Consider the following 12,085-nt stretch of genomic DNA (forward strand, 5'->3'; position numbering starts at 1 on the left):
TAGGAACGCCGGCCGATCATGCGCTTCGCGTACTGCACCGGGATGCGGCGCTGCGCCTGCTCGACGAAGACCACGAGACCGACGATCACCAGGCCGATCGCGATCACCGACAGGAACTCGACCCACCCGTCGGCGATCTTGCCGGAGACCTTGATCGCCCACAGCTGACCGGGGAGGCCGGCGGCGATGGAGACGAACATCAGCAGCGACATGCCGTTGCCGACACCGCGGTCGGTGATCAGCTCACCGACCCACATGACCAGCCCGGTGCCCGCGGTGATGCAGACGACCATCGTGATGGTGGTGAAGATCGACTGGTTCGGCACGATCTGCGAGGCCTGCGTGCAGTTGGAGAACAGGCTGCCGGAACGGGCGGTGGCCACCAGGCCGGTGGCCTGGAGCACGGCGAGCGCGACGGTCAGGTACCGCGTGTACTGCGTGATCTTCGTGGTGCCGGACTGCCCCTCCTTCTTGAGGGCCTCCAGACGCGGGATCACGACCGTGAGCAGCTGCAGGATGATGCTCGCCGTGATGTACGGCAGGATCCCGAGCGCGAAGATGGTCAGCTGCAGCAGCGCGCCGCCGCTGAACATGTTCACCAGGCCGAAGAGGCTGTTGTTCCCCTTCGTGTCCCTGATGCAGTTGGTGACCACGGTGTAGTCGATACCCGGCACCGGCACGTGCGCGCCGAGCCGGTAGACCACCAGAATGCCCAGCGTGAAGAGCAGCTTCTTGCGCAGGTCGGGCGTCCTGAACGCCCGGGCGAACGCGGTGAGCACGGTACCTCCTGCACCCCGACCATGGCCGGAATTCCCTCACTGAACGGGCGGGGACTGACCGATGGGGAAAGGCCTCATCGTCAGGGTCAAAATACCGTCGGACCGGATTGCGGAGACGGAGGCGGGCGCGCCCGCGTGTTCGCGTGACCTCACCTTTGTTCGTGCTCCTGCCACTCATGACCGCACACCGATCGCCGCACGCATTCGCCTCGCGCCGCACTGGCTTTCCACGGCTTCCTTTTCCGGTCGATCGCCCATGAGGGGTATTCGGCCGTAGCGCGCTCGCACGGACGCTCACGCGGACGCTTCAGCCGCCGGTGGCGAATCCGGGGAAGAGCGTCATACCGCCGTCGACATACAAGGTGGCGCCCACGACGTAGTCGAGCAGGTCCGAGGCCATCGCGACGACGGCGTCGGCGATGTCCTCGGGATCACCCACGCGGCGGTACGGGATGAGCTTGAGGAGTGCGGCCTCGGCTTCGGGAGTGTCCCAGGCCGCCGTGTTGATGGGCGTGCGGATCGCGCCCGGCCCGATCGCGTTCACGCGGATGTGGTGCGGGGCCAGCTCCTGGGCCAGGGTCTGCATCATCATGCCGACCCCGCCCTTGGAGGAGGCGTAGTTCACGTGGCCCGTCCAGGGGACGATCTGGTGGACCGAACTCATGCAGATGATCTTCCCGGCCGAACGCGAGACCTCCGGGACGACGCCGCGCCGCATGAACTCCTTGGCGGCCTCCCGGGCGCACAGGAACTGCCCGGTGAGGTTGACGTCGATGACCTTCTGCCACTGGGCCAGCGACATGTCCACGAGCGAGGAGTCCCGCTGGAGGCCGGCATTGGCCACCATGATGTCGAGGGTGCCGAACTCCTTCACCATCCGGGCCACCATGGCGACGACCTGCTCCTCGTCGGACACGTCGGCCTCGTGGGCGTAGGCGCGGACGCCGTAGCGCCTGATCCGCGCCACGACCTCCTCGGCCGCGTCCGCCCCGACGACGTAGTTGACGACGACGTCGGCTCCGGCGCGGCCCAGCGCGATGGCCGTGGCCTTGCCGATGCCCGAGTTCCCGCCGGTCACCATGGCCTTCTGCCCGCGCAGCAGCCGGGCCTCCGGCGATGGGTGGTTCTCGTCGGAGCGTCCCGCCACAGCGATCCCTCCTTGTCCGTTCCCCGAAAGCGGACTCGCACCCGGCTTGCGGCCGGCACCCGCCGCGCTTGCCGTCACGTCCCCGCCGTCCGACGAAACCACCCGCGCCCCGCGGGGAGCCCCGTCGGCGCGCCCACTCGGACGCCCTCCGACCTGAGTGGCCTAAGCCTCGTGGCGGCCCGACGACCGGCACCGCTCGGCCCGGACGCCGGCCGGGAGGGGAGCTCGGCCCCGGGTCCGCGTTCCAGGTGCGGCTCAGGCGGCGAAGAGGGTGAGGAGCGTGGCGATCCTTCCCTCGCGGACGGTGATGATGTCGATGCCGCGTGCCGCGGGTTCCCCCTCCGGGCCGAAGGTCCACGCCAGGGCCCCGTTGTGCGCGCTGACGTAGCGCTCACCGTCCTCGTCGAAGCGGAAGGCCGGCGGAACCCTCTCCAGCAGTGCACGCGCCTTGTCCTCGAGGGCGTCCCAGCCCGTGATGACGCCCTCCGGATCGGTGAACTCGACGTCCTCGGTGTAGATCCGCTCGATCGCCGCACGGCGGGAGGCGGCGTCGCGGTTTCCGAAGACGTCGTGCAGGTTGGCGGACAGCAGGTCGCTCACGCTGGGCATGGTGCTCCTTCGAGGGGGTTCGCCGGGGCCGGCCGGTGCGGGGGCCACGGCCGGCACCCGGCGTGGTGCACGGTGACGGGCTCATTCGATCATGCGTCGCCCGGCTGCCGTCAGATCTGGCTGGCGCCGCCGTCCACGTAGATCTCCGCGCCGGTCATGTAGCTGCTCGCGTCGGATGCGAGGAACAGCACGGTCTCGGCGATCTCCTCGGGGCGTCCGAGCCGGTTCATCGGCACACCGGCGGCCAGCCCCTTGAGCAGCTGCTCGGCCGCTCCCGGGTCGCCGGCCAGACCGCTCAGCCCCGGGGTCGCGATCGGCCCGGGGGCGATGCTGTTGACCCGGATCCCGCGGGTGACGAGTTCGGCGGCCCAACTGCGGGTGAGCGAGCGGAGCGCGGCCTTGGTGGCGGCGTAGACGCTGAACGAGGCGGCGCCCTTGGTGTCGATGTTGGAGCTGGTCACGATGATCGAGGCGCCCCGTGTGAGCAGGGGCAGCGCCTTCTGCACGGTGAACAGGGTGCCTCCGACGTTGGTGTTGAAGGTGTCGGCGTAGTGCTGCCAGGTGATGTCGGGCAGGGCCGCGAATTCACCGCCGCCGGCGTTGGCGAAGACGATGTCGAGGTTTCCGCGCTGTCCGATGGACGCGAAGAGCCGGTCGAGGTCGCCGGGATCCGCGACGTCGGCGCGTATCCCGGTGGCGCGGTCGCCGATCGAGGCCACCGCCTCGTCCAGTGCCTGCTGCCTGCGGCCGGTGAGGAAGACGTGTGCGCCTTCCGCCGCGAACCGCCGGGCGGTGGCGAGTCCGATGCCGGAGGTGGCTCCGGTGACGAGGGCGGTCCTGCCGTCGAGCTGTCCCATGATCGTTACTCCTTGGAAGGGCGTTGCGTACTGGTGCGGACGGCCGGTGCAACCAATTTCCGTACCGTTCGGTACTGAATAACCACGGGGTCGCGCCGCCTATTTCCGTACCGATCGGTTAAGATTTGGCAACGGCCCGCGGAGCCCGGAGACGGCCACGGGCGGCGCGGAACGGTCACGAGCGGAGGTGGCGATGGCGGAGCGAGGCAGACCCCGGGGGTTCGACGCCGGTGCGGCGCTCGACCGTGCGGTGGAGGTCTTCTGGCGGCAGGGGTACGAAGGCGCGTCGCTGACCGATCTCACCGACGCCATGGGCATCAACCGGACCAGCATGTACGCGGCGTTCGGCAACAAGGAGGATCTGTTCCGCCGCGCGGTCGCCCGGTACGCCGAGGCGGACATGGCCTACGCGCGCGAAGCGCTCACCCGGCCCACCGCGTACGACGTCATCGAGACCTTCCTGCGGGCCAACGCCGATGCGCTCACCCGGCCCGACCGCCCCGCCGGATGCCTGTCCGTGCAGGGCGGCCTCGCCGAGGGCGGCGACCACGGCCACATCGCCAGGTTCCTCGCCGGCAGTCGTCTTGCCGGCGAGCAGGAGCTGGCCGACCGCCTCGCCCGCGCGGTCGCCGAAGGCGACCTGCCCGCCGGCACCGATGCCCGCGAGCTCGCCCGCTACGTCATGGTCGTCAGCGAGGGCAACGCCGTCCATGCCGCGGCGGGGGCGGCGCGCGCCACCCTGCACGCGACGGTCGACATCGCGCTGCGCGCGGTCCCCCGCGCACGAGCGGGCAACTCCGCCGGCTAGACCGGCGACACGTGTCTCACCCCCGCGACCCCGAATCCGCCGAGATGCGCGCCGCTTCCACCGCACGGAGGGACGCGGCCCGCCCCGGGTCGCCAACGAGCACCACGACGCCACGAGACACCGGGCCCCTGCCAGACTGACGCCGCACACGTCGCGACATGCGGCGTCGAGAGGGTAAGGAACTGCTCGCGCATGCCTCGGTGGATAGTCCTGGCCGTGCCTGTCAGCGGCGTGTCGGACGCAGGTCGTGACGGGCGGACCGTCGCGGAGTTCGAAGCAAGCCCGGAAGAGGCGGAAGCGGCACTCCTGAAGGCGGCGCACACCTACGAGCACGGTGTGTGGAAGGTGCGCCGCCGCGAGATCTTCAAGTGCTCGAACACGTCCTACGTCATTCGCCTCCGCAACCGCCTGGCGACGTACAGCTTCCTCATCCAACTCGCCGAACTCGTCCACGACTCCGATCCGCGTTAAAGAGTGTTTTGTCCCGGCTGGGCTGTTTGGGAAGTCGACGGTTGGTCGCCGCTCGGGACTGCGTTGATCCCAGGAAGGGCGCCTCTGGCAAGATGACGTCATGTTCGATTTCGGCATCCCGGGCTACCAGCCAGCATGGTTGGACAGCCGTGGTGATGTCGTGCAGGAGCATGGGCATCGTTTGCGCGGTCTTGCTGGCCGGACGCTCACGAGAGTGTGGATGGTCTGGAACCTCAGGGATGACGAGTGGTTCTGCGACTGTCCGGTGCTGTTCGACTTCGATGGCCAGCAGGTCGAGATCAACCATCACAAGCTGGGTGATGTCTCCCTGACGTGGAACACGATCGACCCCACCTGCCCCGTTCGGTGGCCCGGCTTCGACCTGCAGTGGCGCCCTGAACCTTTTCCCGGGCTGCATGCTCTGCGGGGGCTGCCACTCAGGGTGGCCGAACTCCTCGAATGGACGAGCAGGGACGTCGCGCTGGGAAACGTCGACATCAGCTTCGCCTTCGAAACGGGTCGCGTGACCGTCTTCAACGCAATCGACGAGAACGGGGTGAGCTTTGACCCTCCCGGTCTGAGCCAGCGATCCCACCCGTTCCATTGACGTCGGAGTTCAGGTATCGCGCCACCTCCATCTCGACGAATGCTTCCGAAGCACCGAAGACCACGGATACACCAGTCCCGGCACTCCTTCAGGTGACCGGGTTTTCAGCAGGGCACCCACCGTAGACGTACGGGTCGATTTCGTTACCGTTCCTGTCGCTGAGGTGGAAGCAGTGGCCGTTAACCCACACCGTGACCCAAGCAGGTCCATGGCCAACGTGAAACGGTTCGTCCCCAAGCTGCGTCCCGGGCCAAGAACCATCTCCCGCAGAGGAATGAGTGACAACGACGCACGTCTCCTTCGGCAAGATCCGATGGACGTCGCCCCAGGGCTCTAGTATCAGATCCAGCGGCTCCTCGCCGTCGTTGCTGACCACCAGCCGTGCCGCTCTCCCGGCGAACATTTCCGTCACCTCTCTTTGGCCCTTCGGGCACGCGCGCGACTGCCGCCCTCTTCGGTCCACACACAGCAAAATCCTCACATGTACGATCACGCCAACCAGGGGTCTATGCCCGAGTTACCAAACACTCCTGCTGGGGCAAAACGCTCTTTTAGGCCGCGTCCGGGGTGGCGATCACGGGGCAGGGGCCTGGTGGTCTGGTGGCCGGGTGATCGATCCGCGCGGCTGAAGTCCGGCGAGGTGGCTCTGGGACCCCTCACCAGGCAGCGGCACCCGATCTCAGAAGCTTCACGTACTGCCGGACGCGCAGGACGTCATCGGGGAAGCAGCTGTCCCAGCCCTGGTCGAGCCGTATCCAGCTCACCGGCTGTCCGGCCTCCGCGATCAGCGGCACTTCCGGGTCGGCGATCGCCGCGTACGACAGCGACAGAGTGACCGGCAAACCCGGGAGGAACGACCGCACCGCCACCGCGGCGGGACGCTCCGACAACCGCGGCCGCAACCCACTCTCCTCGGCCAGCTCCCGGGCCGCGCCCTCGCGCGGACACTCCCCGGGCTCGACCTCGCCGCCCGGCGGGACCAGCCCGCGCACCGAATGCGTGACCAGCACGATCTGCTCCAGGGCCGGATCCAGCACCCACACCTCGGCGCCCAGTGGCTCCACGACCCCAGCCATCGCGGCTTGCAACCAGGCCCTGGCCTGGTCGAACTCCAGCGTCGCGGCCGCGGCATCAGCGACGGCGGCATCAAGCGGACGCTGCTCGAACGGGCTTCGCATCATGACGGCACGCTACAGACCCCCACTGACACCACCTGGCCGGCTCGGTCGGCCGCGAAGGGGGCCGTCGCCGCGGCGACCGCGCGCGCCGCGACATCGACGCACGATTCGACATCACCGATCACCACCCCGAACAGGCACCAGGAGGTCTCCACGGCCGGGCTCGCCGACCGCCGCGGACCCTCCTCCAGAAGGTGGCTCTAGGCCTGGAGCCAGTGGCGGCCCGCAGGTGCCCAGCCGACGAGTCGGCGTACTCCCCCCCGTTCGCCGGGCTGCCGGTGGGGGCGAGAGCGCCACCCTCGCGGACGAGGTGCAGACCCGCCAGGACGGGGGCAAGGCGCGCGCGGGCATGGCCGGGACACCGCGTGGCGTCGTCGTCGAACCGGGCCAGGGTCGCGGCCTGTGCGTCGGGGGTGGCCAACGATAGGTAGAACAGGGCCTGACGCCATGCATAGGCCATGTCCTTGATCGTTGTCAGCGGTCGCGGGTTGCCGTGGATCCGCGCGGCCAGGCGGCAGGTGGTGGCGAACGCGCTGCGGGCCAGCGGCGCCCAGCCGGACGGCGGGGTCACCCCGACCGGTCCCGCGAGCAGGGCGAGGTTGTGCGTGGTGAGGATCTGGGCCTGCTCGATCACCGCGCCCGCCTGGGCGACCGACAGCCACGTCGTCCTGTCGACGCCCGCACGTTCGTGGCACAGTGCCGCGAACCGCGGAGCGTCGCGGTGCCCTCTGCTGTGAGGGGTCGCCTCGTCGATGCCGGCGAGGTTCGCGTAGTCGATGCCGTAGTAGGCCGCGTACAGGGTGCCGTCGAGGAGTTCGGCCGCGGCCTCGGCGGCGGCGGGGAACTTGGGCGTGAAGGTGCCCATGAAGATGTCGGCCGCGAGCTCCTCCGTCCACGGCAGCATGAGCCCGGCGGTTCGGGCGAGCGTGGCGAGCTCGCTGACCAGCGGGTTGGGCAGGACCGTACCGGCCCAGCCGTGCAGGGCGAGTTCGCCGAGGTCGGCGAGGGTACGGGCTGCCGTGGCGCGTACCGGGTCGGTCGTCCGGCGGTGCTGTTCGACGGCCCGCACCCAGGGCAGTTCCTCGAAGCGGACCTGGTGCTGGAGGTCGACCAGGAGCAGCGAACGCCGGTTGCGGAACGCCCCGTAGACGGCGGTCATCAGGCGGCGCAACTCGGGGTCCGGGTAGGCTGCGGCGCTCGCGGTCGCGACGAGCTGGGGTACGAGGGCAGCCAGCACCTCAGCGGACGGCACGATGCCGGCACCGATGAGCGTCGGAACGTCGGCGGCCAGCGATCGGCGTACCAGGCGGGCGATGGCCTCGGGCACGTCGGCGCCGGTGGGCAGACTCGTGGCCTCGTGCTCGGCCGGGGTGACTGGGACCGTGAAGGTGCCGGCCTGCGGCGTGCCTGTGTCCGGTGGCAGGTCCGCGAGACGCCCGGTGACCAGCTGGGCCATGGCGTGATGGGTGGGACGAGCGGCGTCCGCGGCCTGGCGGGAGCGCAGTGCCGTGTGCTCGGGTGTGCCGGGAGCCCCGCGGCGGCGCACCATCGCGTCGACGGTGTTCTGCACCATCCCGCGGCGCCGCGCATCCAGGTCGCGCCCACGGACCAGCTCTTCCATCGCCGTCCGGAGAATGAACGCGTTCTCCTTCGGACGGCGGTGCTTGCCGCAGCGGGTGTGCTCGGCGGCGAGGGTGCGGTAGCGCTCCAGCAGCGCGGCCGCGTGCCTGAGCCACGCCTGCTTGGGGGCCCTGGCCAAGACGCGGCCGTTCCGTACGGTCGTCAGCCAGTGGTCGAGCAGTTCGTCCGCGAAGGGGTTCCACACAGCCAGCGCCTCGTTCATGGCATCGACATCGGCCCGCGGGCGTCGTTCCTGCAGCCGCCCCCGCACTTCTCCGACGGTCCAGCGGAACACGATGGCGCCGTCGGGCCCGGAGGGCGGGGCAGGAACCGGGCGCGGCAGGAATCGCAACCGGTCGGCGAACGGCTCCAGGATGTCGAGGAGTTCCAGTGCGGCTGCGGTCTCCCCCTGATCGGCAAGCCACGCAACGGTCAGCAGGGCCGCCTCTTCGGGCAGGTCGACGGCGTAGGCGCCTGACCTCAGCAGGTCCGTCAGGTCGGCGAGCCCCGTCGTGGTCAAGGCGTGCGCGAACAGGGCACGGCGCTCGGCGGGCAGACCGGCCTGGTGCGCAACCTGGGTCTCATGCGGAAGCAGCGGCCCGCTCGCGGCTGGTGTGCCGGTGGCGAACCCGCCGCGGACCACCTGCGGGGTGACCCACCCAGGCAGTGCCGCCACGGGAGTACGTGATCCGACGGCCAGCGTGCCGTCGGCCATGCCGGCCAGAACCTTCCGCCAGCGGTCCACACGGTCCTCCGCGCGGGCACGCACGCGCCGGTCGTGGTGGGTCAAGGCGGTCGTGAATGCCTTGGCCAACTCGCCCAGTGGATACGCCGAGTGCACGTGCACGGGCTCCCGGCCGGGCGTGATCGCGTCGTGGCCGTCGTTGCGGCCGGAATCGTTCCTGTCCATAGCCGACGTGGCGGGCTCCGCCCCCGCGCCCTCCGGGTCCCGAGCCCGATGCTCTCCTGACTGAGCTACACGCCGATATGCCTGGTGAGGCTACTGGTCGGGCACCGTGCCCGGCCAACGGTTTCTTTGCGATCGCAGAGCCAGGGCTGCTTCTTCGGCTTGGAGTCCGTGCCGACCTTCGAACGGGTCCTTGAGGCCGGAGCCGACAACCCCATCACCGTGGCATTCCAACACCCGGCGAGAATGCCGTCGCGGCGATCCTCAGCGACGCAGCCGGCGGACAAGCGATGGCCGTCCTCCGCTCGGCCAGGGAGACGGCTCCCGTCCGACCTGGATCGGCCACAACACCTCCGGAGGCATGATCGCCTGGCCAAGCGCGGTGACCCGTCTTCCCTTCGGCCGATTTGGCTTCGTAGGCGTTTCGGCCTGAAGTTTCTTGTCGGTGATGTGCCGCAGGCTCTCCTGTAGGCCGGCGACCTCACCGCGCCACTGCCTCCGTTGGGCCTCTCGGAGCGCTGACGGGTGCTGGCTTCGATCTCCACCAGTCGGGATTCCAGGGCCAGGTCGAGGCGGAGCATCGGACACCCGTAGCGATACAAGGTCCTCGCCTGCTCCGGCCCCCGTCGGCGGAACAACGCGACGGATCGCGTCCGGGCCGTCCGCGCCGCGTCGGCGGTCGGCCACACGCGACGGTCAGCCGCACGCGCCGGCCGCGACGGGGCACCGTGGGCGACGCCCGGCAGTGGTCAGTTGTCGGGGCCGAAGTAGTACGCGCCGTTGGCCTCGTCGATCACCTCGACCGAGAGGGTCACGCCGGGGCCGTCGTAGACGCCGTCGGGCTGCGGCTGGTCCCCGGCGGGCGACCACGTGTCGAAGGCCGAGTAGCCGGTGTTCATATTGACGATCAGGTAGTAGCAGGAGCTGTTGTCGACCGTCGGGTCCACGAACATGTGGTCGTGACCGTCGATGATCTTGGTGAGCTCCAGCGCCTGGCACGCCGAGTCGGCGACCACCGCGGTGGGGGCCACGCTGGCACTGGCCACGCCAGAGGTGCAGATCACCATCGCGGAAGCGGCGGCCGCCAGCCCACCGACCCGGTAGAGGCCCTTGCGAGACATGTTCCACTCCTTCCCGCCCACGGCCCCAGCGGCCGCCGGTCTCCACCGATTCTGGGGAAGGGGCCTAGCGTCCACCGTGACGCCGCCTATCGCGCGGCCAACGTCAGGCGCGGACGCGCGGTGAGCGCGTAGGCACATAGGCACAGACGCCGGTCGCACGTCGCCGTCGCACGGTGGCACCCGCCACTGGAGGTACCCGGGGCCGACGTGCTGCGCGGTGCCTTGACCACGCGGCAGCGCGCGAGTTCACTCACGAACTGGCGATGGACCCCGCCAGGGACGGCGCGATGCCGCCCCGAACCGCCCCTCCGGGCTGATGGCTCCTGACCGAGTGTCAGCGACGCACGCCCACCGGAGGTGCCCAGGAGTCTTCCCCACCGAGACCACGCGGCAGACCACTGCCGCCCTGTGCACCCCCGCAGTCCTCACCCGGGTCCGTACCTTCCCACCCCTTTCCCAGAACGGAGTCCACCCCCATGAACTGTTTCGACTGCGACACGAGCGGCCTCGCCACGCCGGCCGTGGCCGTCTGCAACGGCTGCGGGGCCGGAATGTGTTCAGGTCACTCGACGAGCATGCCGCGGTCCGTGCAGCGCCCGAACGGCCTGGGTCAGTCGGCCACTCCGCGCTCGGCACGGCAGATGCACTGCGCCACCTGCGCCGACGCACACATCGCCTGACGTCGCAGCGGCCCGCTGGAGGTGTGGGCCCACACCTCCAGCGACCCACACCTCCGGTGACCCGCCGCGTCCGCGTCGAGCGACCCGCGGCCGTGCCAGGTGGGCGGCACCTGGTCGTGGTAATCGATGTCGTTGCAGCCTTTGACCTGTGCAGATAGCGGCGATTGACTGGTCGGTGACGATCGTTCCCGGCATCTGGAGGGCCCCGTGGCCGACCACCACGACCACGACCACACAGGCCCATCGGGTCATGCGGGCGGCGATCACGCGCACGGTGGACACGAAGGCCACAGCCACACCGTCGCGGCGGACGCCGACCGGGGCTGGCTGACCACCGCGCTGGCCCTGATCGTGGCGTTCATGGCGGCCGAGGTCGTCGTCGGCATCGTGGCGCACTCGCTGGCACTGCTGTCGGACGCGGCACACATGCTGACCGACGCCGGCGCGCTCGGGCTCGCCCTGGTGGCGATGCGACTGGCGGCACGGCCGGCCCGCGGCGGTTACACCTTCGGCCTCAAACGGGCCGAGATCCTCTCGGCGCAGGCCAACGGCATCACGTTGCTGGTGCTGTCCGTGTGGCTGACCTACGAGGCCGTGCGGCGGCTGATCTCACCCCCGCCCGTGGCCGGTGGCCTGGTCCTGGCGACCGCCCTGGTCGGCGTGGCCGTCAACATCGCCGCCGCCTGGTCCATCTCGAAGGCCAACAGGACCTCGCTGAACGTCGAGGGCGCCTTCCAGCACATCCTCACGGACCTGTACGGGTTCATCGCCACCGCCGTCGCCGGCGCGATCGTCCTGACCACGGGGTTCTCCCGCGCGGACGCGCTCGCCTCGCTCGTGGTCGTCGCACTCATGCTCAAAGCCGGCATCGGCCTGGTCCGCGCGTCCGGGCGGATCTTCCTGGAGGCCGCGCCCGCAGGGCTCGACCCGGACCTGGTCGGTGACGCGATGGCCCACGCCGACCAGGTGGTGGAGGTGCACGACCTGCACGTCTGGCTGATCACCTCCGGCCAGCCGGCGCTGTCCGCCCACGTCCTGGTCCAGCCGGGGGGCGACTGCCACGCCGTACGCCGTCATCTGCAGGGCTGGTTGCGCGACACCCACGGCATCACCCACACCACCCTGCAGGTCGACCATCTGGGCGAGGACCAGGACGACGGCTGCGGCGACCTCCTCCAGATCACCGGCCCCGACGACGAGCCGGACGACAGCTCGGCGCACGAGCAGTCCGGGCACGCCGAGGACACCCACGGGCCGGTCCACCGCCCCGGCCCCCACGAGCACTGACCACCGCGCACGGC

At 70.0% G+C, this 12,085-nt stretch carries 12 protein-coding genes, 1 tRNA gene and 1 riboswitch; of the genes, 5 read left to right on the forward strand and 8 right to left on the reverse strand.

Annotation, left to right across the window (positions count from 1 at the left end):
* From secY to BMW99_RS13765, 4 genes are all read right to left on the reverse strand, one after another.
* A partial coding sequence (gene secY / locus BMW99_RS13750) for a preprotein translocase subunit SecY (protein ID WP_075016881.1) occupies window positions 1-779 on the reverse strand: 779 nt, incomplete at its 3' end.
* A gap of 307 nt (window positions 780-1,086) precedes the next feature.
* The gene (locus tag BMW99_RS13755) at window positions 1,087-1,881 is read right to left on the reverse strand and encodes an SDR family oxidoreductase (protein WP_069461898.1); all 795 of its coding nucleotides are present in this window, start codon (window positions 1,879-1,881) and stop codon (window positions 1,087-1,089) included.
* Window positions 1,882-2,181: 300 nt separating this feature from the next.
* A complete protein-coding gene (locus BMW99_RS13760) occupies window positions 2,182-2,535 on the reverse strand; it encodes a nuclear transport factor 2 family protein (protein ID WP_069461877.1) in 354 nt (117 codons plus the stop codon).
* A 110-nt stretch (window positions 2,536-2,645) separates the two neighbouring features.
* Window positions 2,646-3,392, reverse strand: a complete 747-nt coding sequence (locus BMW99_RS13765; protein ID WP_069461878.1) for an SDR family NAD(P)-dependent oxidoreductase — start codon at window positions 3,390-3,392, stop codon at window positions 2,646-2,648.
* A 193-nt stretch (window positions 3,393-3,585) separates the two neighbouring features.
* Between BMW99_RS13765 and BMW99_RS13770 the strand changes: the two genes are divergently transcribed.
* From BMW99_RS13770 to BMW99_RS13780, 3 genes are all read left to right on the forward strand, one after another.
* Window positions 3,586-4,200, forward strand: coding sequence for a TetR/AcrR family transcriptional regulator (locus tag BMW99_RS13770; RefSeq protein WP_069461879.1), 615 nt, complete (start codon window positions 3,586-3,588; stop codon window positions 4,198-4,200).
* 192 nt (window positions 4,201-4,392) lie between these two features.
* Entirely contained in the window at window positions 4,393-4,671 is a 279-nt protein-coding gene (locus tag BMW99_RS13775) for a hypothetical protein (RefSeq protein WP_141725980.1), read from the forward strand.
* A 100-nt stretch (window positions 4,672-4,771) separates the two neighbouring features.
* On the forward strand, window positions 4,772-5,278 hold the full coding sequence (locus BMW99_RS13780; RefSeq protein ID WP_069461881.1) for a hypothetical protein: 507 nt from the start codon (window positions 4,772-4,774) through the stop codon (window positions 5,276-5,278).
* 656 nt (window positions 5,279-5,934) lie between these two features.
* Here the strand turns inward: BMW99_RS13780 and BMW99_RS42055 are convergent.
* The 4 genes from BMW99_RS42055 to BMW99_RS13805 all read right to left on the reverse strand — a co-directional run bounded on the left by BMW99_RS42055 (window position 5,935) and on the right by BMW99_RS13805 (window position 10,104).
* Entirely contained in the window at window positions 5,935-6,459 is a 525-nt protein-coding gene (locus BMW99_RS42055) for an NUDIX domain-containing protein (protein ID WP_069461882.1), read from the reverse strand.
* 118 nt (window positions 6,460-6,577) lie between these two features.
* On the reverse strand, window positions 6,578-8,986 hold the full coding sequence (locus BMW99_RS13795) for a hypothetical protein (RefSeq protein ID WP_245791450.1): 2,409 nt from the start codon (window positions 8,984-8,986) through the stop codon (window positions 6,578-6,580).
* A 2-nt stretch (window positions 8,987-8,988) separates the two neighbouring features.
* Window positions 8,989-9,061 (reverse strand) — tRNA-Pro (locus tag BMW99_RS13800).
* A gap of 671 nt (window positions 9,062-9,732) precedes the next feature.
* Window positions 9,733-10,104: a hypothetical protein gene (locus BMW99_RS13805; protein ID WP_069461883.1), complete on the reverse strand. Its 372-nt coding sequence runs from the start codon at window positions 10,102-10,104 to the stop codon at window positions 9,733-9,735.
* 250 nt (window positions 10,105-10,354) lie between these two features.
* Window positions 10,355-10,437, forward strand: a riboswitch (Fluoride riboswitch).
* A gap of 143 nt (window positions 10,438-10,580) precedes the next feature.
* Here BMW99_RS13805 and BMW99_RS43070 point away from each other — a divergent pair.
* On the forward strand, window positions 10,581-10,784 hold the full coding sequence (locus BMW99_RS43070; protein WP_075016883.1) for a DUF2180 family protein: 204 nt from the start codon (window positions 10,581-10,583) through the stop codon (window positions 10,782-10,784).
* 207 nt (window positions 10,785-10,991) lie between these two features.
* Window positions 10,992-12,071: a cation diffusion facilitator family transporter gene (locus tag BMW99_RS13815; RefSeq protein ID WP_069461884.1), complete on the forward strand. Its 1,080-nt coding sequence runs from the start codon at window positions 10,992-10,994 to the stop codon at window positions 12,069-12,071.
* The last annotated feature ends 14 nt before the right edge of the window (window positions 12,072-12,085 follow it).

The organism is Actinacidiphila rubida, assembly GCF_900110255.1.
GTDB lineage: Bacteria > Actinomycetota > Actinomycetes > Streptomycetales > Streptomycetaceae > Actinacidiphila > Actinacidiphila rubida.